The organism is Arcobacter sp. s6, assembly GCF_040884245.1.
GTDB lineage: Bacteria > Campylobacterota > Campylobacteria > Campylobacterales > Arcobacteraceae > Aliarcobacter.
Map to the genome: position 1 here is coordinate 58,996 of NZ_JBEVTN010000006.1, position 24,317 is coordinate 83,312.

A 24,317-nucleotide genomic window follows, 5' to 3' on the forward strand; every position below is an offset into this window, starting at 1 on the left:
CTTTTTTTTATGCTTAATATTTTTACTTTTTTTATAAATGCAATTGTAAGTTTTCCTTATAATTGTATAAGAAATGTGAAAAAGAAAAAGATTTTTCAAGAGGAAAAATAAAGCTTATTTTGACTATAGTAATATTTTAAAAATAAGGGCCTATATATTGAATAAAGATTTAGTTTTAGAGATAAAAAATTTAACTTTTTTTTATAAAAAAGATAATCCTATATATAATAATTTTTCATTAGAGTTAAAAAAAGGTGAATTAGTTACGATTTTTGGTAAGAGTGGAAGCGGAAAAACAACGCTATTTGAACTGATTTTAGGAACATTAAAACCTATAAATGGAACAATAAAGAAATCCAATATTAGTATGATCTTTCAAGATCCATATAACTCCTTTCATCCAACATATACAATCTTTGAACAAATAAAAGATGTTATAAGAAATGATTATAAAAAAGAAGAATTAAATGAATTTTTATTAAAATTAAGTTTAGATAAAAATTTATTAGAAAAAAAACCACATGAATTAAGTGGAGGACAACTTCAAAGATGCTCTATTTTGCGAGCACTTTTGATGAAGCCAGATTTATTATTAGTAGATGAACCAACATCCGCTTTAGATAATATCATAGCTTATGATGTAATGAAATTATTAATAAACTTACTTGATAATTGTGCAATACTACTAATAACACATGATTTAGAAATGGCTTCATGGTGTAGTGATAAAATAATAAGGTTAGAAGAAAATGCAAGAAAATAAAAAAGCTTTAGTTTTACTAAATATGGGTGGAGCTAGAAATAAAGCTGAATTAAAAATGTTTTTAACAAATATGTTTAATGATAGAAATATAATAACAGTAAAGAATCCATTGATTAGAAAAATGATAGCATTTTTTATTACAACGACAAGATTAAATAGTGCTTGGAAAAATTATGAGGAGATAGGAAATGCTTCTCCTATTAATCCTTTAACTGAAAAACTAGTAGAAAAGTGTAATGAAAAAATAGAAGGTTTTACTACTTATCAAGTAATGCGTTATACACCTCCTTTTGCCGATGATGTGATAAAACAAATAATAGCAGATAAAATGAGTGAAATAGTAATGCTACCTTTATATCCACAGTTTTCAACAACAACTACAAAGTCATCAATTGAAGATTTTATTGATCATCTTCCTTATACATTTGGAAAAAATGTAAGATATATAGAAACATTTTATAAAAATGATTTATTTAATGATTGCATTATAAATGAAATCATTTCAAAAACAAGTGATGCCTGTGAGTATAATTTAATTTTCTCAGCTCATGGACTTCCTCAAAAAATTGTAGATGCAGGTGATCCATATCAAGAACAAATGGTAGAGCATGTTGAAATACTTTCAAAAAAATTACAAGAAAAAAATATAAATTTCAAATCAATAAATTTAGCATATCAATCAAAAGTAGGGCCAATGAAATGGCTTGATCCTTCACTTGATGAGATGCTAAAAAACTTTAAAGATCAAAATGTAATAATTTATCCAATAGCTTTTATCGTTGATAACTCTGAAACAGATTTTGAACTTGATATTGAGTATAGAGAAATCGCCCATGAAATAGGAATAAAAGATTATCAAGTTTGTAAATGTGTGAATGACAGTGATGAGTTTATAGAAGCTATAAAAGATATTATAAAATAGACTAAGATAGGAATGTATATGAAAATTGAAGATATTTTATTAGAGATTGCAAGAACTTCAATTTTAAATGAATTTAATCACTCTTTCAAAATTGATAAAGAAAGCTTAAGAATGAAGTTTCCTATTTTAAATGAAAAAAGAGCTTGTTTTGTAACCATAAATTTAAATGGAAAATTAAGAGGTTGTATTGGTTCTTTAGTTGCACATAGAACTTTACTTGAAGAAGTTATCTCAAATGCCCATAGTTCTGCTTTTTCTGATTTGAGATTTCCAAGATTAACTATTGAAGAGTTTAAAAAAATAGAGATAGAAATATCTATTTTAACTCCAGCTCTTGTCTTAAAATATGATGGAATTGAAGATTTAAAAACAAAAATTAAACCTTTTGAGCATGGTATTATTTTAGAATGTCAAAATAAAAGAGCAACATTTTTACCACAAGTTTGGGAGCAGATTCCTGATTTTGATGATTTTTTTACTCAACTATCAAAAAAAGCTGGTTTTTCTAAATCTTGTTTAGATTTACATCCAGTTATCTGTACATACACAGCAACAAAGATTAAATAATGCAATTTTATAAAGAAGATAAAGACAGATTAGTTTGTCTTTTATGTTCTTACTATTGTAGATTAAAAGAGAATCAAATAGGTATTTGTGGAGTAAATAAAAATATTGCAGATAAAATTGAGTGTTTGGTTTATGGACATATAAGTGCACTAAATATTGATCCAATTGAAAAAAAACCTTTGTATCATTTTTTGCCAAAATCTAAATCCTTATCTTTAGGAACAGTTGGTTGTAATTTTAAATGTTCATTTTGTCAAAACCATGGAATTTCTCAAGAAAAAAATATAGATAAATCAAAATATCATAGCCCAAAAGACGTTGTAAATATGGCCTTAAAATATAAGTGTGAATCAATCTCTTATACATATAATGAACCAACAATTTTTTATCCATATGCAAAAGATATAGCAATAGAAGCAAAAAAATATGGAATAAAAAGTGTTTATGTAAGTAATGGTTTTGAAAGTAGCGAAGTTATTGATGATATGAAAGGTTTAATTGATGCTGTTAATATTGATTTAAAATGTTTTAGTCAAAGCTATTATAAATCAAATCTTGGTGGAAATCTAAATCAAGTGTTAGAAAATCTAAAGCATTTTAAGAAAAATGATATTTGGGTAGAAATCACAACTTTATTGGTTCCTGGAAAAAATGATTCAAAGCAAGAGCTTGAAAAAATAGCAAAGTTTATAAAAGAAGAACTTGATGAATTTACTCCTTGGCATATTTCATCTTTTCATCCAGATTACAAAGATATGCATATTCCTCACACTTCAATAGAGTCTTTGCAAATGGCTTATGAAATAGGTAAAAAAGCTGGATTAAAATATGTATATATTGGAAATACCTCTTTGCAAAATGATACACTTTGTCCAAATTGCAATCATGCAGTTTTAAAAAGAAATAGATTTGAAGTTATAGAAAATAATCTAAAAAATGGTAAATGTCCAAAATGCAATTATAAAATACAAGGAGTATATCCTAAAATGAAAACTATAAGAAAAACAGGTTTTGCAGGCTCTTTTTATCCAAATAATAAAGAAGAGATTTTAAAATATTTTGAAGAGTTTAATAAACAAATTACAATAAATGGAACATATAATACTAAAGCTATTATAGTTCCACATGCGGGATATATTTATAGTGGGCTAACAGCAAATTTAGCATACTTTATTGCAAAAGATAAAAAGCCAAAAAGAGTAATTGTCATTGGTCCATGCCATAGTATGTATTATGAAGGGGCTAGTATTGCTTTATATGATGAATATGAAACTCCTTTAGGAAATATAAGTATTGATAAAAACTATTCAAATAATTTAAAAGATAAGTATACTTTCTTAGGTTTTGAAGATAATATGCATTTAGAGCACTCAACAGAAACCCAAGCTCCTTTTATAAAGCACTATTTTGGTGATGCTTCAATTGTAGAAATCGTATATGGAAAAATGCCTTATGAAGAGTTATCACTTTTAATTGATGAGGTTTTGGATGATGAGGAAAACTTATTAGTTATTTCAACTGATTTAAGTCATTTTTATACACAAGAAAAAGCAAATCAATTAGATAATATTTGTTTAAATGCAATTGCAAAAAAAGACCTAGAACTTTTTGATAAAGGCTGTGAAGCTTGTGGAAAATTAGGTGTAAAAGCTGTAATTAAATCAGCTATTAAAAAAGGCTTTGATACAAAAGTGTTGTATTATTGTACTAGTTATAATAGAACAAAAGATGCATCAAGAGTAGTTGGTTATGCTTCTGCTTTAATAGGGAATTAGATGTTTTTATTTAAAAAAATTGTTTCAGCTTTTTTGTTGCCAATTCCAATTGGTCTTTTTTTACTTTTACTCTCTTTTCTTTATTTGATGTTTAATTCATATAAAAAAGCAAAAGTATTTTTATTTTTAGCTATTTGTTGGTTTTTCCTATTTTCTTTTCAACCCTTTGCAAATGCTTTATTAAAACCCCTTGAAAACACCTATGATACATTACTTGAAACACCTAAAGTTGAATATGTATTAGTTTTAGGAAGTGAACATAGAAGTGATGATGATTTAAGTATAACTTCTCAAGTAAAAGGAATTGCTATTAATCGTTTAGTTGAAGGTATAAGACACTATAAAAATCTTGAAAATGCAAAACTAATAGTTTCAGGATATGGAGGGTTTGATAAAAATTCTCACGCTTTTATGCAAGAAAAACTAGCAATCTCATTAGGTGTAAATCCAGCTGATATTATAAGACTTGATACTCCAAAAGATACACAAGAAGAAGCTGTTGAAACAAAAAAAATAATCGCTGATAAAAAAGTTATCTTAGTAACATCTGCTTTTCATATGAAAAGAGCAGTTTTATTATTTGAAAAAGAGGGCTTAAATATAATACCAAGTCCTACAAATCATCTATCATACAAAGCTACTTCTTTATCTTCTTATATTGAAGCTTCAAATATAAGAAAAAGTGAAATGGCTATTCATGAATATCTAGGATTAATATATTCTTATCTTAGAAATGAAATTTGATATTAGATTAATCCAATCTTCGCTAATATTGCAACAAAGTTGCAGAATAAAAGGTTTTAAGTGGAATTAATAAATATTAGTAATTTATATTACAAATATCATAAAACAGATGTACTAGAAAATATAAATTTATCAATAAAAGACGATGATTTTTTAGCAATAATCGGTCCAAATGGTGGAGGAAAATCAACACTTCTTAAACTGATTTTAGGATTATTAACGCCAGTTACTGGAAAAATAGATAAAAAATTAAAAAACTCTTTAATAGGATATGTTCCTCAAAATACAAATTTAAATATAGATTTTCCAATAACTGCTTTAGAAATAGTTTTAATGGGACATATAGTTTCAAAAAAAAGAATATTTGGTTACTCAAAAGAAGATATAGCTTGTGCCATGGATTCTTTAAAAAAAGTTAGTATGGATAAATTTGCAAACTCTAAAATTGGTGATTTAAGTGGAGGTCAAAGACAAAGGGTTTTTATTGCCCGTGCTTTATGTTCAAATCCAAAAATCATGCTTTTAGATGAACCAACTGCAAGTATTGATGTAAAAGGTCAAAGGGAAATCTACGAATTATTAAAAGAATTAAACAAATTTATATGTATAGTCGTAGTTAGTCATGATATTTCAGTTTTATTAAACTATGCAAAAAATGTTGCACATATAAATAAAAACTTAGTTTATCATTCTTTAGAAAATATACAAAAAAATTTAGATACACAAAATGAGCATTTATGCGAAGTTGAGCTTTTATCGGCTTTGGGAAAAACTCAAGTTTGTTGTAATCATGATCATTAAGGCTTTTTAATATGTTAGAAGTATTACAATACGATTTTATTCAAAATGCTTTAATAGCAGGTGTACTAATATCAATTGCAGCAGGAATAATAGGAAGTTTAGTAGTAGTTAATAAAATCACTTTTTTAACAGGTGGAATTGCACATAGCTCTTATGGTGGAATAGGACTTGCTATTTATTTAGGACTTCCAGTTCTTTTTGGAGCTACAGTTTTTGCAGTTATAACTGCTGTAATAATTGCTATTATAACTTTAAATAATAGAAATAGAATAGATGCAATTATTGGTATGATGTGGGCAAGTGGTATGGCTATTGGTATTATATTTGTGGATTTAACTCCTGGATATAATGTGGATTTGATGTCATATTTATTTGGATCTATTATTGCTGTATCAAATGATGATTTAATATATATGAGTCTTTTAGATATTTTTATAGTTTGCACAGTAGTGTTTTTTTATAAACAAATACTTGCCGTTTCTTATGATAGTGAGTTTGCAACACTTAGAGGAATAAATGTAAAGTTTTTTTATACTTTGATTTTAATTCTAGCCGCACTTTGCGTAGTTGCCGCAATTAAAGCTGTAGGTTTGATATTAGTAATTGCACTTTTGACAATCCCTACTTATCTAGCTGAAAGTTTTGCTTCAAGATTATCAACAATGATGGTAATTAGTTCAATTTTAGCTACGATATTTACAATCTTAGGACTTGTAGTTTCATATATTTATGATATTAGTTCAGGTGCAAGTATTATTATGGTTGCTGTTGTTATATTGGCTTTTGTGAAATTGATTAAATTTAAAAGATAAGAGAAACAGCTGTTTCTCTTATTTTATAAAAACATATAAGTATGTTCTTCTTTATTCCAAGTTATATTTGAGTTTTCTTTATTTGATTGAAGAACATTTCTTACATTACAAATTCTAATTTCATCAGATTTTGACATTATTTATACTCTATTTCAATTCCGCTATCTATTGAAAGTTCTTTTATTGCAATTCTATTATTATCTTTATCAAAAAGACTTATTTTTTGATTTCTTAGAACAAAATAATTTTTGCCTTGGCTTGGCATCTTTTGAATAATTCCACTTATTTCATAACTAATCTTTTCAGGATTCTTTGTAGTCATTTTTTTGCAAAATCTCTTGACTCTGGAAAGAAATAGATAACTGATTGGCCATTTTCTACCTTACCTTCATTTGGCATAATCATAAATTTTTTATGATATCCAGCAATTATTTCTTTTTGTCCATAAATAATAATATCGCCTATTTTAGGGTTTATTCTTAAATTCTGTGCTTTTATATTAAGAGCATTAATTCCATCTTCAAAATCAATTGCATTTGTTGCATTTCTCAAAATTTCATATTCTTTAGGGAAAAGACGTGATAAATCATTCTCCCCAAGATTAAGATTTTCATTTTCATTATATATAAACCAGCCAGCTGCAGTATTTGTAGTTTTATCTCTTAAATCATAAACCTCTTGTGCAAAAAGATTTAAACACACAAATAGCAAAAAGACTATTTTTTTCATATTTCTTCCTTGTTTTTTAATTTGGCATTTATTGTATATATATTAATTTCTTATTAATTAATAATTTTTTATTCTCAATATTTCCATTTTAAACAATGAAAAAGCTAAATATCTAATTTTGATTCATTGACTTATTTTAAATACATAGTTATAATAAGAATAAAAATAAGGAGTTTAATATGACAGCTGAAAAAATAACTGTTACAATTCCCCATGATTTAAAAGAAAAACTTGTAAATATTAAAGCTGAATTAAAAACGTCAATGTCAGCTATTTACAAAGAAGCTCTAGAGGCTTATTTAGAAAAAAAAGAGTTGGAGAAATGGGAAAAAGGTGCATTACTAGCTTCTGCTGATAAAAAGTATCAATCTTTATCAAAAGAATTAGGAAATGCAGAAGGAAAAATCTTTGAATATTAATCAAGGCGAAATATGGATGGTGAATTTTGAACCAAGTGTTGCTAATGAAATCCAAAAATTACGACCTGCAATTGTGGTAAATGATGATAGAATAGGCAGATTCGGAATTAAAATTGTTGTTCCAATTACACAATGGAAAGAACACTATATTGATTATCCTTGGATTATCAAGATAATTCCAGATGATATAAATAAATTATCAAAAGATTCATCAATTGAATGTTTTCAGATAAAAAGTTTTGCAGTAGATAGATTTGATAAAAAAATTGGAGAAATTGATAAATTATTATTACTTCAAGTTCATCAAACTATTGCAAAAATTTTGAATCCAACATATAAAATAAATTAAAAAGAAACGGAAAAACCAAAATGAATGAAAAACAAATAAACGAACACATCTACGTAGGCGAGTTAAATACACTTGCTGTTAATAGAGTGAGTGAACCTGGAATTTACTTAATAAGTGATGACCAAACTGAAGTGTTGCTTCCAAATGCATATGTAACAAAATCTATGGAAATAGGAAGCTTTCTTGATGTATTTATTTATACAGATAGTGAAGATAGATTAGTGGCTACTACACTTAAGCCTTATGTATATTTATATGAATTTGCATCTTTAGAAGTTGTGGATAATATGAAATTTGGGTCTTTTGTAGATATTGGATTACCTAAGCATATTTTAGTTCCTAAAAATAAACAAAAAAGTAGTTCTTTTAATATAGGTGATAGAAAAGTATTACAACTTCAGCTTGATGATAAAACAGATAGATTGATAGCTTCTGAAAAATTTGATTTATTAAAAGAGATAAAAAACTTAGAGAAAAATGATGAAGTAGAGATTATTTTATACTCTAAAACACCTCTTGGATATAAAGTTATTGTAAATGATAGATATGATGGAATTATTTATCACTCAGAAATTTTTGAAAATATAAAAATAGGTGATAAAAAAAGAGCCTATGTAAAAAATATTAGAGATGATAATAAACTTGATATTTCTTTACAAAAAATAGGTGAAAAAGTTTCAGGGGATAAAGTTTATGATGTTTTAGTACAAAATGGCGGAAAGCTGCCTTTTACATACAAAAGTGAAGCTAGTGATATTAATGCTAAATTTGGTATTAGTAAAAAAGCTTTTAAAGCATCATTGACAAAACTATTAGCAGAAGATAGAATTGTATTAGAAGAAAATTCAATTAGAGTTAAATAGTAACAAATTTAAAAATTACAACTTGATTGCAAACAATTAAGAGTTTTTTTATCCTATTTAATTATAATTCGTTAAATATTTTTAAAAAGGAAAATAATGGCAACAACAAAATTAAAAGGTAACGAAGTTACTTTAAGTGGTACAGATGTAAAAGTAGGGGATGTAGCTCCAGTAGTTACAGTAGTAGCAAAAGATTTATCAGATGTTCAAGTTGGTGGTCAAAAAGGTAAAGCTCAAATCGTAGTTGTAGTACCTTCTTTAGATACAGCAGTTTGTGCAGCAGAAACAAGAAAATTCAATGAAGCAGCAGCTAAAGTTGAAAATGCAGAAGTAATCGTAGTTTCTATGGATTTACCATTTGCAATGGGAAGATTTTGTACAACTGAAGGAATTGAAAATTTAACTGTAGGTTCTGACTTTAGAGCAAAAGCATTTGCTAAATCTTACGGTGTATTAGTTGCATCAGGGCCGTTAGCTGGTGTTACTTGTAGAGCAGTATTTGTAATCAACGCTTCAGGTGTTATTACTTACAAAGAAATTTGTCCTGAAATTACAGAAGAGCCAAATTATGAAGCAGCATTAGCAGCTGTTAATGAGTCAACTTCAACTTCTTGTTGTGGAACTTGTCACTAATTTTTAAATGAAAGAGTCCTATGACTCTTTTATTTTTTTTCTAATTTCCTCTTCCTAACATTTCACTAGCTTCACTTATAATCATAAATGCATCAGGATCAGATTCTCTAACAATTTGTCTTAGTTTTTGAAGTTTTGTAACTTCTACAACAATTAAAATCATCTTTTTTTCTTGATTTTCAAATAATCCTTCCCCTTTTAGTATAGTTCCTTCAGGGCCTAACTTTTGGGTAATTAGATGTTTTAGTTCATCGGTTTTTTGTGTTACTAAATAAACAACTTTTTTGTTTAAACTTCCAGTTAATATATAATCTATCATTTTTGAAGTTATATAAATACTTATGATACTCCATAAAACTTTTGCTCTATCTTCAAAAATAAATAAAGAAGATAGTAGTATGATTATGTCAATTATCAAAATAACTTGACCAGCTTTAATCTCAGTTTTTGAAGATATTATCTTAGCTAGAATAGTTGAGCCACCTGCTGATGAATTTCCTTTTATAACTAATGCCAATCCTAAACCTACAAAAATACCCCCAAATATAGAAGCTAAAATTGTATCAATAATAAATGCTTCTATTTTTATAATTTGGGAAAATAAATCTATGAATAAAGAAATCATAAGTATTGTGATTATTGTTCTTATTGCAAACATTTTTCCAAGGTATTTATTTCCAATTATTAAAAGAGGAAGATTAATCAAGGCGATTAAAGAACCAATTGTAAGAGGTGTAATATAGTGAAGTAATAAAGCAAGACCTGCTGTTCCTCCCGTGATTATTTCATTTGGAAGAAAAAAACCAACTAATGCTAATGATAAAATAAGAGAACCAGTGATAATAAAAATATAGTTTATCAGTTCATTTTTTGTAAAAAAAGTATTCATATGACCCTTAGATGTTAAAATTTGAAAAAAAGATTTTATTTTAACTCAATATTTGTAATAAGTAGTTTATTTAAATAATATAATGAATATAGTAGTATAATTTATAATGTAGTTTTATATTTATTTATAGGAGAAAAACAATGTTAAAATTTTTATTAAAAATTATGTTCTTTTGTTGTGTAAGCTTTCAGTTTTCATTTGCTGTTTCAGTAAATGATGGTTTTGAAGAGTATAACAAAGGTAATGTTTTTCAAGCTTTAAATATATTTGAAAAAGCTTGCGATGGAGGAGCTTATTCTGGTTGCTATAATGCAGGCCTTATTTATTACAAAGGAAATAGAGTAGAGCGTGATTATGAAAAAGCAGCAAATTATTTTATAAAAGCATGTGATGAAGGACATGGTGAAGCTTGTTATAATATTGCTTATATGTTTGAAAATGGTTTAGGAGTAAGGTTAGATCCTTCAAAATCTGTAAGTTTATATGATAGAAGTTGTCAAAAAGGTGTCTCTGCTGCTTGTTATAATTTATCTATAATGTATGAAAAAGAAGATGGAGTTGAAAAAGACTCTTTTAAAGCAGTTGATTATTTAACACAAGCTTGTAATTTAGATCATGCAAAAGCTTGTTATAATCTTGCAATAAAATTTAAAAATGAAGAAGGTGTAGAAAAAAATCCATTAAAAGCTGCAAATCTTTATCAAAAGTCATGTGATTTAAACTATGCAAATGCTTGTTATAATCTAGGAGTTATGTATTATGAAGGGCTTTTTCTTAGAAAAGACAACTCAAAAGCAAGTGAACTTTTCAATAAAGCTTGTAATATGGATTTTGATTTAGCTTGTAAAGCTTATGATAATTTAAATAAATAAACAAGAGTTTTCTCTTGTTTATAGTCAAGGAATATTATTTTCTAAATTGATATAATTTCTCAAAATCAAAGATACTATTTTATATTAATAATTTAGACTTTATATAGGAGATGTTATGCAAGCTTGGTATAAGAAGTTTTCTTCTCAACCACATCAACCATTTTTTACAAGTGGTGTTTTATTTTTAATTCTTTTTATGATGTTATTTACAGCGTCTTATTCGAATATTCTTATTTTAGATACTTCAGTTTTAACTTTTCATGCTTATACTATGGTATTTGTAATTTTTATTCAATTTTTCTTAGGATTCTTATTTGTAGTTTTTCCAAGATTTTTAATTCAAGCAGAAATAGTTATAAAAGAGTATATGAATCAATTTATTCTCTATTTTATCAGTTCTTTAGGAATTTTACTGTCAATTATCTTTTATTCAGATGTAGTTTTTATATTTCAAATAATGATGTTAATTGCACAAGTTCTTAGTTTTAAACTTCTTTATTCAATTCATAAAAAAAGTATTGTAAAAGTAAAAGATGATACAAAATGGGTTTTAATATCTTTTTTTGCTGGACTTATTTTTCATATATTATTTATAATTTCAAATATTAATTTTCCTTTTTCACATCATTTATCAAAATTTGCTATAAATGGTGGATTTTATCTTTTTATCTTTATGGTGATTTTTGTTATTTCACAAAGAATGATTCCTTTTTTTACAACAGCAAAAGCACCAAATTATATAGCAAATAAAAGTAAGAATTTACTAGAAATTATATTTGCATTGTTGATTTTTAAAGTTGTTTTATTATCTTTTGATAATGTAAAATTAAATTTATTAGCTGATATTCCTTTATTTGTAATGATTACTAGAGAATTAATAAAATGGAAATTACCGTTTTTTAAAGTCCCAGCTATTATGTGGGTTTTATATTTAGGACTTTATTGGATTCCAGTTGCTTTTTTTGTGTCAATTATAGAAGGAATAATGGCATTTTATGACCCTAGCATAATTTTTGAAAAAGCAGTGATTCATACGATGGCTCTTGGATATTTTTTAACAGTACTTGTAGGTTTTGGAACAAGGGTAATTTTAGGACATTCAGGAACTACTCCCCATGCAAATAATTTTGCAATATTTATTTTTGTAGTTATCCAATTTATTGCATTATTAAGAATTTTTTCTTCATTTACTTTAAATTTTGGTTTAAATTATATGTTTTTTATAAATCTAACTGCTGTGTTATTAATTATGGGCTTAGTTGTTTGGTCAAGTAAATATATAACTATACTAATGAAAGGGAAATAAAAAGCTTTTTACTAAACATATCCTTTACATAAAACTTCTATAATTTGCTTAGAATTTAAAAGGATATGCTATGAATATAATCAAAAGAAAAGATTGGCAAATAAGTGAAAATGAAGTTACTCCCAAAGAATTATTTGAAAAAAGAAGAAACTTTCTTAAACTAGGAGCCGCTTCAATTGTATCAAGTGGAGCTATTATGGAGCTTCTTGCAAAAGATGAATTACCTAAAGTTACCCTTGATTTTATAAAAGACAAAAATAAAGATAATCTAAAATTAAATACTTTTGAACAAATCACATCACATAATAATTTTTATGAATTCACAACAAATCAAAGTGGTGTGAAAGATATCGCACATACATTAAATACTGATAATTGGACTGTCACAATAGATGGTTTAGTAGAAAATCCAATGAAAATAAACTTAGATGATTTAGTAAAAATGTTTACAATGGAAGAGAGAATTTATAGATTTAGATGTGTAGAAGGTTGGAGTATGGTTGTTCCTTGGAATGGATTTACTCTTAGTTCTTTAGTTAAAAAAGTAAAACCATTATCAAGTGCAAAATATATAAGATTTGAAACATTAGTTGATCCTGAAGTTTTCCCTGACCAAAAAAGAGGAAAATTTGGAGTAATTGATTATCCATATATTGAAGGTTTGCGAATGGATGAAGCTATGAATGACTTGTCATTTTTAGCAACGGGACTTTATGGAGATCTTATGCCAAAACAAAATGGTGCGCCAATAAGACTTGTTGTTCCTTGGAAATATGGATTTAAATCAATTAAATCAATAGTTAAAATTTCGTTCGTTGAAAAAGAACCTCTAAATACTTGGCAAAAAGAAAATCCAAGAGAATATGGTTTTTATGCAAATGTAAATCCAAATGTTGATCATCCAAGATGGTCACAAAAAAAAGAGAGAGTTTTAGGAAGCTTTTTCAAACAAGATACTTTGATGTTTAATGGTTATGAAAAAGAAGTAGCATCACTTTATACTGGAATGGATTTAAGAAAGTATATCTAATGAAAAGATTATTTTTATATTTAATAAGTTTAGCACCATTGGTCTATTTATTAACTAAATTATTTATTATTGATGATGTTAATGACCCAATAAAATATATCTATACAATTACGGGAGCGGCTGCTACTGTGATTGTATTTTTTTCCATAATAATTTCTTTGATAAAAGATAAAATAAATCTTATGAAATATAGAAAAGAAATAGGGCTTTTAGGTTTCTTTTATACTTTATTACATCTTTTAAATTTTATTATATTGGATGCTCAATTTGATTTTAACTTTGTAATAAAAGAGACTTTAGATAAGCCTTTTATATATCTAGGAATGATTGCTTTTTTTATAATTTTATTTATGGCAATAACTTCCACAAAAAAATTGTATAAAAAATATAATAGATATCATAAATTAGTATATTTGTCTTTAATATTAATTACTATACATTGGATAATGGCTCAAAAAGCTATAAATATCTTACAGTTTACCTATATATTAGCTATTTTAGTAATAGGATATTATAAACTCTTTCAACAAATAATTAATGCTACAAGATCTTAATTTATTCAATTCTAAATAAAAAAAGCTACTTAATAATAAAAAATATATTAACTGATTATTTAATATACAGTTGAAATGTAATTTTTCTAAAAAAAAGTGATAAATTTTCATTATATAAAAAACAAAAGGATAATGAATGAAAAAATTGCTTTTATCAATACCATTTTTTGGTGTTTTAGCATTTGCAGATGAAGCAGAACCTGTGCTTAATTCAGGAGATACTGCTTGGATGATGATTTCTACGGCGCTTGTTATGTTGATGACGCCAATTGGTCTTGCTTTATTTTATGGAGGGATGACAAGAGCTAAGAATATTTTAAATACGTATTCAATGGTATTTGGTGCTTTTGCTATTGCGTTTATCGCATGGATTGTTGCTGGTTTCTCTATCGCATTTGGAACAATGGAAGGTCCTATGAATCAATTCATTGGAGGTTTTTCTCATGTGATGCTTGATGGTGTTTCTTGGAAAGATTTTGCAAGTGTAGAGTTGGGACAACTATATCCTAAATTTATTTTTATTGTTTTCCAAGGTACTTTTGCAGCTATTACTATAGCAATTGCATCTGGATCTGTTATTGAAAGAATGAAATTCTCTACATGGATGATATTTGCAGCTATTTGGACAATTGTTGTTTATGCACCAATTGCACATATGGTTTGGGGTGGCGGATACTTATTTAATGAAGGTGCTCTTGACTTTGCAGGTGGAACAGTTGTACATATGAATGGTGGTCTTGCTGGTTTAGTTCTTGCTTTACTTATTGGTAAAAGAGCTGGTTATTCAAAAGTTGCAATGAAACCTGTAAGTATTATCTTAACAGCAGTTGGTGCTGGTTTATTATGGTTTGGTTGGTATGGATTTAACGCAGGTTCTGCATTTGGTGCAAATGCAATTGCAGGTGTTGCATTTCTAACAACTACAGTAGCAGCTTCAGTTGCAACTCTTACTTGGTTAGCTATTGAATCTTTTGTATTTAAAAAACCTACATTATTAGGTGCTGCATCTGGTGCAATTGCAGGACTTGTTGCTATTACTCCTGCTGCTGGATTTGTTAGTGTTGGTGGTGCTTTAATTATTGGTATTGTAGGTGCTCTTATTGCTTTCTTTGGTGTTGCTATACTTAAGAAGAAACTTGGTTTTGATGATAGTTTAGATGCATTTGGAATTCACTTCCTAGCTGGTTTATGGGGTGCAATTGCAACTGGTATTTTCGCTCTTAATGATAAAGATCTTTTATGGGATGGACCATTAAAAGCTGATGATGATAGATTAGGGCAAATTTTTGTTCAATTTGAATCTACATTAATTGTAGGTGCTTATACATTAATTGGAACAGTTGTAGTTTATTATATAGCATCATTATTAACAGGTGGAGCAAGAGTAAATGAAGATAAAGAGAGTCAAGGTCTAGATGAATCAGTACACGGTGAACGTGGATTTAACCTATAATAGATTGAAAGAGGAATAAATGAAAAAAATAGAAGTAATAATTAAACCTTTTAAATTAGAAGATGTAAAAGATGCACTAGTTGAAATAGGTATAACAGGAATGAGTGTATACGATGTAAAAGGATATGGAAGACAACAAGGTCACTCAGAATTGTATAGAGGGGCTGAATATGTAGTAGATTTTCTTCCAAAAATCAAGATAGATATAGTAGTAAAAGATGAGATGGTAGAAAGTACAATAAATGCGATAGTAAATTCTGCAAAAACAGGGAAAATTGGAGATGGGAAAATATTTGTTTCATCTTTAGATGAAGTAGTAAGAATAAGAACAGAAGAAAGAGGAACTGAAGCTGTTTAAATTTTTTATTATTATGTAATATAAAAATTATTTGTTAATTTATATCCAAGTTAACTATCCATTAATCCTTGATTATATATTAGTTAATGATGGCTTGTTATAATTTTCTTATAGATAGGTTGACGCAGCGACTTATTTATAAATACCTTAAGATTTAGATTTTTAGACAAATAATTTTTTATGTTTCCTTGTTAAAAAAAGAGTGTCGATTTTTATCCACTCTTTTTTTTATTTTTCAATTTCCCTTAACACTTTTATGATACTATTTCGAAATGATAAAACTTTTCACAAACACAACAAACTAATCTAATGCCCTTATCAAATTTAAATCAAGAGCAATTAAGCGCTGCAACTTGCCCGTATGGTTATAATCTTATAATAGCAAGTGCAGGAACTGGTAAAACTTCCACTATTGTTGGAAGAATTGCTACTTTAATTAATAATGGTGTTAAGCCAAATGAAATCCTATTATTAACTTTTACAAATAAAGCAGCTGCTGAAATGGTAGCTAGAGTTGCAAAATATTTTGGAAAAGACATAGCAAAACAAATAATGGCTGGAACTTTTCACTCAGTTTCTTATAAGTTATTAAAAGAGTTAAATGTAAATATAACTTTAAAACAACCAAATGAATTAAAAACATTATTTAAATCGATTTATGAAAAAAGAGTATTTTTTGATAGACATGACGAAGCAAATCCCTATGATGGTGGATATTTATATGATATGTATTCTTTGTATTTAAATTCAAATGATGGTGAAGATTTTGCAGAATGGATAAAATCAAAAAATGTAAGTCATGAATTATACACAATGATTTATGAGGATGTTGTTGCAGAATTTCATGAGTTAAAAACGAAATATGGATATGCAAATTTTGACGATTTGTTAACTATTATGCTTGATACACTAAAAGATAAAGAATTTGAATTTAAAGAGATTTTAGTTGATGAATATCAAGACACTAATCCTCTACAAGGAAGGCTTCTTGATGCTTTCAGACCTAATTCTTTGTTTTGTGTAGGAGATTATGACCAAAGTATTTATGCATTTAATGGTTCTGATATTGGAATAATCTCAACTTTTGCAAAAAGATATCCGAATGCAGAAGTTTTTACTTTACGAAAAAACTATCGTTCAACAAAACCTATTTTAGATTTAGCAACTAAAGTTATCGAATTTAATGAAAGAGTTTATGAAAAAAAATTAGAAGTTGTAAGAACTGAAACTGAACACAAACCAAAGTTGTTAGCCTTTGGAGAGCTTTTTTCTCAATATCAATATTTATCAGAACTAATATCTAAAACATCAACACCGCATAATGAAATAGCTGTTATTTATAGAAATAACTCAAGTGCTGATGGAATAGAAGCAACGCTAAGAGAATTCTCAATTCCTGCAAAACGAAAAGGTGGAATGAGCTTTTTTGATTCAATTGAAGTTAAGTTTATTTTAGATGTTTTAGTTATGCAAATAACACATAATGATATGATGGCTTTTATTCATATTGTTGAGCATGGGAAAGGTATAGGAAAAGCAATAGCAAAAGATGTTTTTGATGCTTTAATTAAACTTGGTGATGGAGATTTATTGAGAGGATTATTTCAACCTCGTGCTGATATGAATAATCCTTATGAAAATGGGAAAGTAAAAAACCGACAACTTGGTCTTTTTGATGATTTTATGGAGTTAGGTTCTATTTCTAAGTTCAAAGATTGTAATTTTGAAGAAGCTTTTTTAGGAAACCCAATATTAAAACATCCAAAACTAAATGTAGATGGAGGTAAATATTTATATGACATATATTTATTAATGAAACATTTGCGACGTACAAAAAATCCAGAATCTTTAGTTACAAGTATTTCATCATCTATGGCCTATTCAAAACTAAAAGATTTTTTATCTACAAAAAGAGCAACACAAAAAGATGGAACAATAAATCCAATGCAAAAAACAAAGGCACTTGCTAAAATAAATAGAAAAGTAATGCTTTTAAAAAATTTATCAAGAAACTTTCAGGATTTATCAAAATTTATAAATTCAATGATTTTAGGTGGAAGTGAAATGAGTGAAGGAGATGGTGTAAATCTACTTTCAATTCATGCAAGTAAAGGTCTAGAATTTAAAGAAGTATATGTAATAGATCTTATGGATGGAAGATTTCCAAATAGAAAACTTATGAGTAAAGGTGGAAGCATAGAAGAGGAAAGAAGACTTTTTTATGTAGCTGTTACAAGAGCAAAAGATATACTCTATTTAAGTTATGCAAAATCTGATAAAATAAAAAAAATGAGCTTTGTAGCAAGTCCTTTCCTACGAGAAGCAGGAATGATAATTAAAGAAAGCGATGATGAGTAAAATTTAAATATTTAGGGTAGAATTCCACCTATTTTAAATAGGAAAGCTAAAAATGGAAAAGTTTTTTTTAATTATTTCAATTTGTTCAATTATTATGTTTTCTCCTTCCTTATCAAAATTATTTAGAACACCTGTTGTTGTAGTTGAAATTTGCTTGGGTTTGATTGCTGGATATTTTGGATTGATTTATGCGGATGAGACTTTAATTTTAATTGCAAAATTTGGTTTTGTATATCTAATGTTTTTAGCAGGTCTTGAAATAAATTTAAAACTAGTAAAAATTATAAAAGCTACTTTAGCTATAAATGTAATTTTATATTTCGTTTTTTTATATAGCATCTCTGGTTTAATTTGTTGGATATTTAATCTAGGTATTACTTATTTCGTTGCATTACCTATTTTTTCTCTTGGTATGATTATGATGCTCATTAAAGAGTATGGTAAAGATGAACCATGGCTTAATCTTGCTTTATCAATTGGTGTTGTAGGTGAAGTTATTAGTATTTTAGCATTAACATTATTTAGTGGTTGGGTTGAATATGGCTTTAATCTTAACTTTTTTATCTCTATTTTAACAATAGTAGGTGTTGTTCTTCTTACAATTTTAGGTTTGCGATTATTTTATATAATTTTTTGGTGGTATCCAGAATTGAAAAAGTTTCTTGTTCCAGATTCACATGATAATAGGTTTGATCAAGATATTAGATTTTCAATCTCAAGTCTATTAATTTTGGTTGCTATTATGTATGCTTTAAAAATAGATGTTGTACTTGGAGCATTTGCTGCAGGACTTTTTTTTAAAATGTTTTTTTATCAAAAACATGAACTAATAGAAAAAATTGAATCTTTTGGTTTTGGTTTTTTCGTTCCTATTTTCTTTATTTACACAGGTTCTACTGTGAAACTTGATATGCTAACTTATGATATATTTGAACATGCACTTTTTATTATGGCTGCAATAATACTTATTAGACTAATAAGCTCATATTTAGCTTTTTATAAATACTTAAAATTTAAACAAACAATGCTATTTGCTCTAAGTGATTCTATGCCTTTAACTTTTCTTGTAGCTATTGCTATGCTTACATATAACTATGGCTTAATTACTCAAGCAGAGTATTTTTCATTTATTATTGCAAGTATGATCGATGGATTAGTATTGATGCTTATAATAAGAAAACTACATAAAATCTTTTCTTTAAAAATTAAAAATTAGTAAAATTTTTTTAACTAAGAAGCTATAATTATGAATTAATATTCACTTATAGCTTTCACTATAATTAAAACAAATATCATAAATAAGCCCCAATTATAGGTGCTATTTTAATGCTACTAAAGCCTAAATATTTCTCTCATAATATAAGAATATTTAATATTTTAAGTTTCATTTTAACTTATAAAATCTATAATAGTAATGATGAAAAAATTTAATGAGTATTGTCAAATATCTTAGGAGGTAAAAGTTGAAAAACAGCGAAGTTTTACAAAAAGATGTAAAATCTGATACTACTGTGGTAACAAGTAGAAGAGATTTTTTTAAAAAAACTGCTATTTATTCTGCTGGTGCCTTAAGTGCTGCCTCGGTTTTAGCGCCAATATCTGCAAAAGCAGATGATCCAGCGATTATGAACGAAGCACCTTGGGGACAAAAATTAGGAGATCCAGTAGATAAAAATCTATATGGTATTCCATCACCATATGAGCATAATAATATTAGAAGAACACATGAGTTGTTCTCATCGGGAGATGCCCATGCATCTGTTTCGATGTGTCCAATTCATGAATCAGAAGGGATTATTACTCCAAATGGTTTATTTTTCGTTAGAGATCATGGTGGAACTGCACATGTTAATCCAAATGAATGGAGATTAATGATCCATGGAAAAGTTAAAAAAGAGATAGTTTTAACTTTAGAAGATCTAAAAAAATATCCAAGTGAAACAAGAACATACTTTATAGAATGTCCTGCAAATGGAAGTCCTGAGTGGAGAGGTCCTCAATTTAATAGTTTACAATTTATGAAAGGTCTTATGAGTGCTGCTTCTTGGACAGGAGTTATGTTAAAAACTATTTTAGAAGACTTAGGTTTAGAAAAAGATGCTGTTTGGATGTTAGCTGAAGGTAGTGACAATGCTTCAAATCCAAGATCAATTCCAGTTGATAAAGCAATGGATGATATTATGGTTGTTTGGGGACAAAATGGTGAAGCATTAAGACCTGAACAAGGATATCCTGTAAGACTTGTCGTTCCAGGTTGGGAAGGAAATCTTAATACTAAATGGTTAAGAAGATTAGAGTTCTCTGATAAGCCATGGCATTCAAAAGAAGAAACTTCAAAATATACAATGCTGCAAAAGTCAGGAAAAGCTATTAGATATTTCTGGGTAAATGAAGTTAATTCAGTAATTACATCTCCATGTCCTGAAAAACCATGGACTCATCTTAAAAAAGGTGAGATGGTAGAAATTGAAGGAATTGCTTGGTCTGGTCATGGAACAATAAAAGGTGTTGATATCTCATTTGATGGTGGAGATAATTGGGTAGAAGCTAAATTAAAAGGTTTAGTACTTCCAAAATCTTGGACAAGATTCTCATATGTTATTAAATGGGATGGAAAACCTCTAATCCTTGCTAGTAGATCTTATGATGACTTTGGAAATGTTCAACCTACAATTGATGAAGAAACATCAGCAGTTGGTGTTGAATCAGTTTATCACAGAAATGCAATAGTAACTTGGGAAATAACGAGCAAAGGAGAGTGTAATAATGTTCAAATTAGAAAACATAAAAAAGCTTAAATCTACTCTTCTTAGTGTTGGTTTATCTGGTTTATTAGCAAGTTCTGCAATGGCTGCTTCAAAAGAAGTTTCTGTTGATGGTGCTGTAAAATACCCAATAAAAGATGGTAAGTATTCTTCATATCATGTAAATACACAGGATATTAAGAGCTATAACATTGGAAGAACACCAACTGAGAATGAAATAAAAGCTTGGGATATTGATGTAAAACCTGATGGGACTGGTTTACCTGAATTTGAAATGAATAGAGGTCAAGTAGTTTTAGGAGATGATGGAAAACCTAAAAAAGCTGAAGGTTCAGTTGAATGGGGTGGAGAGCTTTATGATGCACAATGTGTAATGTGCCATGGTGATTTTGGTGCAGGAGGAAAGGGTGGATATCCTAGACTTGCTGGAGGATCAGTGAATTCTTTAAAACATCAAAGATTAAATCCTGCTGATGAACATCCAAATCCTGAAAGTCCATTAAGAACTGTTGGTTCATATTGGCCATATGCAAGTACTTTATACTGGTATATTCAAGATTCAATGCCTTATCCACATTCAAAAAGTTTAAGTAATAGCGAAACTTATGCAATCACTGCATATATTTTATCAGTAAATGGTATTACTTATGAGGGTGAAGAAATGGATGACGATTTTGTATTAGACAAAGAAAAAATGATGAAAATTAAGATGCCAAATGCTGATGGTTTTTATCCTGAAGTTGATACAAAAGATCCAAGACAAGGTGTTAAAAATATGACTGCATTACTTTCAGATCCAAAAATTTATGGAACGGGAACAAAATGCATGAAAGATTGTATAAAAGAAGACACTGATAAACTTTTAATGAAAATAGAGTATGACTTAACAGATAGTGCGAATCAACCTATATCTGTAGTTAGAGATTTACCAAAAGTCGTAGATACTTCAGTTAAACCAGGTCAATTAACATATGAAACAAATTGTTCTGCTTGTCATGGAAATCCAGCTATTGGTGCTCCTGTTTTAGGAGATAAAGATGCTTGGAGTAAAGTTATTGCACAAGGAATAGACAAAGTTTATCATAATGGTATAAATGGTATAAATACGATGCCCCCAAGAGGTGGAACAGATTTGACAGATGACCAAATGAAAGAAGTAATCGATTATATGATTAATTCTAGCAAATAAAAAGGAGAACGTTATGAATGTAATTAAAAAGTTATTAACTGCATCTGCAATTAGTGGATTTATTGTTGTTAGTGGTTTTGCATCAGATGCTGATTTAGTAAAAGAAGGTGAAAAAATTTTCACAACTAATACTCAAGGTAACTGTATTGCATGCCATGCAGTTAATGGTAAAACATTAGATGGACCAGGAAGTATGGGACCGGTATTACAATACTTGTCGGCTTGGCCTGAAGATGCATTATATGATAAAATATTTGATCCATATAAGACAAATCCAGTTTCAGCAATGCCAGCATTTGGTAAAAATGGATGGTTAAGTGATTCTGAAATTAAAGCTTTAGTTGCTTATTTAAAAACAATAAATTAATAAAAGGAAGATAAAATGATTAATAGAAGAAATTTTTTAGGTTTAGGTTTAGGAGCTATGGCAGTTGCTGTAATCCCTGGTAAATTAAGTGCAATTGATTTTAGAGAAACTAAGCCAAAAGCTTGGACTGCAACTAAAGTTGATGATGCAGTTAAAGAAATTTTCGGATCAACTGCAACAACTGAGGGAAGTATTAATTTAAGTGCTCCTGATATTGCTGAAAATGGTGCAGTTATTCCAGTATCTTTTGATACTGAATTAAAAGCTACTAAAGTAGCAGTTTTCCAAGATGCAAATCCTGAAAGTGCTGTTGCTGTATTTACAATTCCTGAAAATGCAGTAATTGATTACGCAATTAGAATTAAATTAGCTAAAACTGGAACTGTAACAGTTATAGCTGAAGCTGATGGGAAATTATATTCAGTTTCTAAATTAGTAAAAGTAACAATTGGTGGATGTGGTGGTTGATTTTATTCAACTAATCGCTTAAAATAAAAACAAAATAAAATAAAAAATAAATGAAGGAATAAAAAATGTCAGATACTACAAAAATCAAAGCAAAATTAAAAAATGGAGTAGTTGAAGTTAAAGCATTAGCTACACATCCAATGTTAAGTTACCAAGAAGCTGAAAGAGCAAAAAAAGAAGCAAACTTTATTACTTATGTAGTTGCAAAAGTTGGTGGAAAAGTTGTTTATGAAGCATCAACAAGTCAATTTTTATCAAAAGATCCATATATGAAGTTTTCATTTAAAGGTGGAAATGTTGGTGATGATCTTGAAATTACATGGAAAGATTTAAAAGGTGCTACTGATACTAGTACAGAAAAAATTAAATAATTACTAGTTCTAGTAATTTATAAAAAAGGAGAGATACTATGTTATCAAAAATTGTAAAGTCAACAGCATTATTAGCATTAACAGTATGTGCTTTAAATGCTTCAGATTTCAATGCACAAGCAGAAAAAGATAGAATTGAAGCAGTAAAATATTTTGAAGCAAAGTTTGCTGATCCAGAAAAAAATAAAGATAAATTTTTTCCTTATTCAACAGATGCTGAATTAAAAAATGATTATGAGAAAAATTTAAAGCATAATGATTTTAATATAGGTACTTATGCATATTCAAAAGATGCAAAGATGCAATACGATGCTATAAAAGAAATGCCTCCATATGAATCAGATATTGATACGGGAGAAGAGTTATATAACAAAAAATTTGCTAATGGTAACTCTTTTGCAACTTGTTTCCCAGATCCAACAGTTGCAGGAACATTTCCTTATTTTGATGATAAGAAAAAAGATGTTGTTTCTTTAACTTCAGCAGTAAATGATTGTTTAAGAGCTAATGGTGAAAAAGAGTGGGATACAAAAAAGGGTGATATGGCAAATTTACAAGCTTATTTAGTTAATTCAACAAAAGAAGCTGGTAAAAAATTTGATATTAAAATTCAAAATGCTGATGCTCAAAAAGCATATGAAAATGGAAAAGAATTTTATTATACTCAAAGAGGATATTTAAAAATGTCTTGTGCAACTTGTCACGTACAAGGTGCAGGTCAAAGAGTTAGAAATGAAAAACTTTCTCCATTAACAGGACAAATTACACAATTCCCAGTATTTAGATTAAAATGGGATAGTTTAGGTACTCTTGAAAGAAGATTATCAGGTTGTGTTGTAGATCAAGGACAAGTTCCACCAAAAGATGAAAGTACTCAAATGAAAGAATTAATCTATTTCATGGCGTATATGTCAAATGGAATGTCAATTGATGGTCCAGATATAAGAAAATAATAAAGGT

At 28.0% G+C, this 24,317-nt stretch carries 28 protein-coding genes; 25 read left to right on the forward strand and 3 right to left on the reverse strand.

The genetic code is table 11. The features are described 5' to 3' along the window. Positions 1 to 157 precede the first annotated feature (157 nt). The 7 genes from ABVS04_RS04730 to ABVS04_RS04760 are packed head-to-tail and all read left to right on the forward strand — an operon-like array spanning position 158 to position 6,384. Positions 158 to 763: an ATP-binding cassette domain-containing protein gene (locus ABVS04_RS04730; protein WP_368029519.1), complete on the forward strand. Its 606-nt coding sequence runs from the start codon at positions 158 to 160 to the stop codon at positions 761 to 763. Then, positions 750 to 1,685, forward strand: a complete 936-nt coding sequence (gene hemH, locus ABVS04_RS04735) for a ferrochelatase (protein ID WP_368029520.1) — start codon at positions 750 to 752, stop codon at positions 1,683 to 1,685. Before ABVS04_RS04730 ends, hemH begins: the two co-directional genes overlap by 14 nt. 18 nt (positions 1,686 to 1,703) lie before the next feature. Then, complete coding sequence (gene amrA, locus ABVS04_RS04740; RefSeq protein ID WP_368029521.1) at positions 1,704 to 2,252, forward strand: AmmeMemoRadiSam system protein A; 549 nt, start codon at positions 1,704 to 1,706, stop codon at positions 2,250 to 2,252. Beyond that, positions 2,252 to 4,027, forward strand: coding sequence for an AmmeMemoRadiSam system radical SAM enzyme (gene amrS / locus ABVS04_RS04745; RefSeq protein ID WP_368029522.1), 1,776 nt, complete (start codon positions 2,252 to 2,254; stop codon positions 4,025 to 4,027). The genes amrA and amrS overlap by 1 nt, the downstream gene beginning before the upstream one ends. After that, entirely contained in the window at positions 4,028 to 4,771 is a 744-nt protein-coding gene (locus ABVS04_RS04750; protein WP_368029523.1) for a YdcF family protein, read from the forward strand. A 60-nt stretch (positions 4,772 to 4,831) separates the two neighbouring features. Then, the gene (locus ABVS04_RS04755; RefSeq protein WP_368029524.1) at positions 4,832 to 5,572 is read left to right on the forward strand and encodes a metal ABC transporter ATP-binding protein; all 741 of its coding nucleotides are present in this window, start codon (positions 4,832 to 4,834) and stop codon (positions 5,570 to 5,572) included. Between the two features lie 11 nt (positions 5,573 to 5,583). Beyond that, positions 5,584 to 6,384, forward strand: a complete 801-nt coding sequence (locus ABVS04_RS04760) for a metal ABC transporter permease (RefSeq protein WP_368029525.1) — start codon at positions 5,584 to 5,586, stop codon at positions 6,382 to 6,384. Between the two features lie 136 nt (positions 6,385 to 6,520). On the opposite strand, the gene ABVS04_RS04765 is transcribed toward ABVS04_RS04760, so the two are convergent. Together ABVS04_RS04765 and ABVS04_RS04770 are read right to left on the reverse strand one after the other, a co-directional pair. After that, a complete protein-coding gene (locus ABVS04_RS04765; protein ID WP_368029526.1) occupies positions 6,521 to 6,706 on the reverse strand; it encodes a hypothetical protein in 186 nt (61 codons plus the stop codon). Further along, positions 6,703 to 7,113: a hypothetical protein gene (locus tag ABVS04_RS04770; RefSeq protein ID WP_368029527.1), complete on the reverse strand. Its 411-nt coding sequence runs from the start codon at positions 7,111 to 7,113 to the stop codon at positions 6,703 to 6,705. Before ABVS04_RS04770 ends, ABVS04_RS04765 begins: the two co-directional genes overlap by 4 nt. Positions 7,114 to 7,292: 179 nt before the next feature. Between ABVS04_RS04770 and ABVS04_RS04775 the strand changes: the two genes are divergently transcribed. The 4 genes from ABVS04_RS04775 (at position 7,293) to prx-suh (ending at position 9,377) form a co-directional block, all read left to right on the forward strand. Further along, positions 7,293 to 7,532, forward strand: coding sequence for a ribbon-helix-helix protein, CopG family (locus ABVS04_RS04775; RefSeq protein WP_368029528.1), 240 nt, complete (start codon positions 7,293 to 7,295; stop codon positions 7,530 to 7,532). After that, positions 7,522 to 7,881, forward strand: a complete 360-nt coding sequence (locus ABVS04_RS04780; RefSeq protein ID WP_368029529.1) for a type II toxin-antitoxin system PemK/MazF family toxin — start codon at positions 7,522 to 7,524, stop codon at positions 7,879 to 7,881. The genes ABVS04_RS04775 and ABVS04_RS04780 overlap by 11 nt, the downstream gene beginning before the upstream one ends. A 20-nt stretch (positions 7,882 to 7,901) precedes the next feature. Continuing rightward, the gene (locus tag ABVS04_RS04785; protein ID WP_368029530.1) at positions 7,902 to 8,744 is read left to right on the forward strand and encodes a S1 RNA-binding domain-containing protein; all 843 of its coding nucleotides are present in this window, start codon (positions 7,902 to 7,904) and stop codon (positions 8,742 to 8,744) included. 96 nt (positions 8,745 to 8,840) lie between these two features. Next, positions 8,841 to 9,377, forward strand: a complete 537-nt coding sequence (gene prx-suh, locus ABVS04_RS04790; protein WP_172125178.1) for a thiol peroxidase Prx-SUH — start codon at positions 8,841 to 8,843, stop codon at positions 9,375 to 9,377. Between the two features lie 40 nt (positions 9,378 to 9,417). Here the strand turns inward: prx-suh and ABVS04_RS04795 are convergent, their stop codons facing one another. Next, positions 9,418 to 10,266 carry a YitT family protein gene (locus tag ABVS04_RS04795; RefSeq protein ID WP_368029531.1) on the reverse strand — a complete coding sequence of 283 codons (849 nt, stop codon included), beginning with the start codon at positions 10,264 to 10,266 and terminating at the stop codon, positions 9,418 to 9,420. Positions 10,267 to 10,406: 140 nt separating this feature from the next. On the opposite strand from ABVS04_RS04795, the gene ABVS04_RS04800 reads away from it, so the two are divergent. From ABVS04_RS04800 to soxA, 14 genes are all read left to right on the forward strand, one after another. Continuing rightward, positions 10,407 to 11,138 (forward strand): tetratricopeptide repeat protein, encoded by a 732-nt coding sequence (locus ABVS04_RS04800; RefSeq protein ID WP_368029532.1) that lies wholly within the window; start codon positions 10,407 to 10,409, stop codon positions 11,136 to 11,138. 115 nt (positions 11,139 to 11,253) lie between these two features. Then, positions 11,254 to 12,444 (forward strand): NnrS family protein, encoded by a 1,191-nt coding sequence (locus ABVS04_RS04805; RefSeq protein ID WP_368029533.1) that lies wholly within the window; start codon positions 11,254 to 11,256, stop codon positions 12,442 to 12,444. A gap of 70 nt (positions 12,445 to 12,514) precedes the next feature. Then, the gene (gene msrP, locus ABVS04_RS04810) at positions 12,515 to 13,474 is read left to right on the forward strand and encodes a protein-methionine-sulfoxide reductase catalytic subunit MsrP (RefSeq protein WP_368029534.1); all 960 of its coding nucleotides are present in this window, start codon (positions 12,515 to 12,517) and stop codon (positions 13,472 to 13,474) included. After that, entirely contained in the window at positions 13,474 to 14,028 is a 555-nt protein-coding gene (locus tag ABVS04_RS04815) for a ferric reductase-like transmembrane domain-containing protein (RefSeq protein WP_368029535.1), read from the forward strand. The genes msrP and ABVS04_RS04815 overlap by 1 nt, the downstream gene beginning before the upstream one ends. Positions 14,029 to 14,164: 136 nt before the next feature. Continuing rightward, positions 14,165 to 15,481: an ammonium transporter gene (locus ABVS04_RS04820; RefSeq protein WP_368029536.1), complete on the forward strand. Its 1,317-nt coding sequence runs from the start codon at positions 14,165 to 14,167 to the stop codon at positions 15,479 to 15,481. Between the two features lie 19 nt (positions 15,482 to 15,500). Next, complete coding sequence (locus ABVS04_RS04825; RefSeq protein WP_368029409.1) at positions 15,501 to 15,839, forward strand: P-II family nitrogen regulator; 339 nt, start codon at positions 15,501 to 15,503, stop codon at positions 15,837 to 15,839. A 309-nt stretch (positions 15,840 to 16,148) separates the two neighbouring features. After that, complete coding sequence (locus ABVS04_RS04830; RefSeq protein ID WP_368029537.1) at positions 16,149 to 18,197, forward strand: ATP-dependent helicase; 2,049 nt, start codon at positions 16,149 to 16,151, stop codon at positions 18,195 to 18,197. 52 nt (positions 18,198 to 18,249) lie between these two features. Then, positions 18,250 to 19,413, forward strand: a complete 1,164-nt coding sequence (locus ABVS04_RS04835; protein ID WP_368029538.1) for a cation:proton antiporter — start codon at positions 18,250 to 18,252, stop codon at positions 19,411 to 19,413. Positions 19,414 to 19,660: 247 nt separating this feature from the next. Beyond that, a complete protein-coding gene (gene soxC / locus ABVS04_RS04840) occupies positions 19,661 to 20,995 on the forward strand; it encodes a sulfite dehydrogenase (RefSeq protein ID WP_368029539.1) in 1,335 nt (444 codons plus the stop codon). Next, positions 20,964 to 22,151, forward strand: coding sequence for a c-type cytochrome (locus ABVS04_RS04845; RefSeq protein WP_368029540.1), 1,188 nt, complete (start codon positions 20,964 to 20,966; stop codon positions 22,149 to 22,151). The genes soxC and ABVS04_RS04845 overlap by 32 nt, the downstream gene beginning before the upstream one ends. A gap of 13 nt (positions 22,152 to 22,164) precedes the next feature. Beyond that, entirely contained in the window at positions 22,165 to 22,518 is a 354-nt protein-coding gene (gene soxX, locus ABVS04_RS04850; RefSeq protein WP_368029541.1) for a sulfur oxidation c-type cytochrome SoxX, read from the forward strand. A gap of 15 nt (positions 22,519 to 22,533) precedes the next feature. Continuing rightward, positions 22,534 to 22,986 (forward strand): thiosulfate oxidation carrier protein SoxY, encoded by a 453-nt coding sequence (soxY, locus tag ABVS04_RS04855; RefSeq protein ID WP_172125206.1) that lies wholly within the window; start codon positions 22,534 to 22,536, stop codon positions 22,984 to 22,986. Positions 22,987 to 23,051: 65 nt separating this feature from the next. After that, positions 23,052 to 23,357, forward strand: coding sequence for a thiosulfate oxidation carrier complex protein SoxZ (gene soxZ / locus ABVS04_RS04860; RefSeq protein ID WP_368029542.1), 306 nt, complete (start codon positions 23,052 to 23,054; stop codon positions 23,355 to 23,357). Positions 23,358 to 23,395: 38 nt separating this feature from the next. Then, on the forward strand, positions 23,396 to 24,310 hold the full coding sequence (gene soxA, locus ABVS04_RS04865) for a sulfur oxidation c-type cytochrome SoxA (protein ID WP_368029543.1): 915 nt from the start codon (positions 23,396 to 23,398) through the stop codon (positions 24,308 to 24,310). Positions 24,311 to 24,317: the final 7 nt, after the last annotated feature.

What these genes read in the sequence shown, in the direction of transcription:
- hemH (WP_368029520.1), top strand. Translation starts at nt 750, where the DNA reads ATGCAAGAAAATAAAAAAGCTTTAGTTTTACTAAATATGGGTGGAGCT.
- amrA (WP_368029521.1), top strand. Translation starts at nt 1,704, where the DNA reads ATGAAAATTGAAGATATTTTATTAGAGATTGCAAGAACTTCAATTTTA.
- amrS (WP_368029522.1), top strand. Translation starts at nt 2,252, where the DNA reads ATGCAATTTTATAAAGAAGATAAAGACAGATTAGTTTGTCTTTTATGT.
- ABVS04_RS04750 (WP_368029523.1), top strand. Translation starts at nt 4,028, where the DNA reads ATGTTTTTATTTAAAAAAATTGTTTCAGCTTTTTTGTTGCCAATTCCA.
- ABVS04_RS04760 (WP_368029525.1), top strand. Translation starts at nt 5,584, where the DNA reads ATGTTAGAAGTATTACAATACGATTTTATTCAAAATGCTTTAATAGCA.
- ABVS04_RS04765 (WP_368029526.1), bottom strand. Translation starts at nt 6,706, where the DNA reads ATGACTACAAAGAATCCTGAAAAGATTAGTTATGAAATAAGTGGAATT.
- ABVS04_RS04770 (WP_368029527.1), bottom strand. Translation starts at nt 7,113, where the DNA reads ATGAAAAAAATAGTCTTTTTGCTATTTGTGTGTTTAAATCTTTTTGCA.
- ABVS04_RS04775 (WP_368029528.1), top strand. Translation starts at nt 7,293, where the DNA reads ATGACAGCTGAAAAAATAACTGTTACAATTCCCCATGATTTAAAAGAA.
- ABVS04_RS04785 (WP_368029530.1), top strand. Translation starts at nt 7,902, where the DNA reads ATGAATGAAAAACAAATAAACGAACACATCTACGTAGGCGAGTTAAAT.
- prx-suh (WP_172125178.1), top strand. Translation starts at nt 8,841, where the DNA reads ATGGCAACAACAAAATTAAAAGGTAACGAAGTTACTTTAAGTGGTACA.
- ABVS04_RS04795 (WP_368029531.1), bottom strand. Translation starts at nt 10,266, where the DNA reads ATGAATACTTTTTTTACAAAAAATGAACTGATAAACTATATTTTTATT.
- ABVS04_RS04800 (WP_368029532.1), top strand. Translation starts at nt 10,407, where the DNA reads ATGTTAAAATTTTTATTAAAAATTATGTTCTTTTGTTGTGTAAGCTTT.
- ABVS04_RS04805 (WP_368029533.1), top strand. Translation starts at nt 11,254, where the DNA reads ATGCAAGCTTGGTATAAGAAGTTTTCTTCTCAACCACATCAACCATTT.
- msrP (WP_368029534.1), top strand. Translation starts at nt 12,515, where the DNA reads ATGAATATAATCAAAAGAAAAGATTGGCAAATAAGTGAAAATGAAGTT.
- ABVS04_RS04815 (WP_368029535.1), top strand. Translation starts at nt 13,474, where the DNA reads ATGAAAAGATTATTTTTATATTTAATAAGTTTAGCACCATTGGTCTAT.
- ABVS04_RS04820 (WP_368029536.1), top strand. Translation starts at nt 14,165, where the DNA reads ATGAAAAAATTGCTTTTATCAATACCATTTTTTGGTGTTTTAGCATTT.
- ABVS04_RS04825 (WP_368029409.1), top strand. Translation starts at nt 15,501, where the DNA reads ATGAAAAAAATAGAAGTAATAATTAAACCTTTTAAATTAGAAGATGTA.
- ABVS04_RS04830 (WP_368029537.1), top strand. Translation starts at nt 16,149, where the DNA reads ATGCCCTTATCAAATTTAAATCAAGAGCAATTAAGCGCTGCAACTTGC.
- ABVS04_RS04835 (WP_368029538.1), top strand. Translation starts at nt 18,250, where the DNA reads ATGGAAAAGTTTTTTTTAATTATTTCAATTTGTTCAATTATTATGTTT.
- ABVS04_RS04845 (WP_368029540.1), top strand. Translation starts at nt 20,964, where the DNA reads ATGTTCAAATTAGAAAACATAAAAAAGCTTAAATCTACTCTTCTTAGT.
- soxX (WP_368029541.1), top strand. Translation starts at nt 22,165, where the DNA reads ATGAATGTAATTAAAAAGTTATTAACTGCATCTGCAATTAGTGGATTT.
- soxY (WP_172125206.1), top strand. Translation starts at nt 22,534, where the DNA reads ATGATTAATAGAAGAAATTTTTTAGGTTTAGGTTTAGGAGCTATGGCA.
- soxZ (WP_368029542.1), top strand. Translation starts at nt 23,052, where the DNA reads ATGTCAGATACTACAAAAATCAAAGCAAAATTAAAAAATGGAGTAGTT.
- soxA (WP_368029543.1), top strand. Translation starts at nt 23,396, where the DNA reads ATGTTATCAAAAATTGTAAAGTCAACAGCATTATTAGCATTAACAGTA.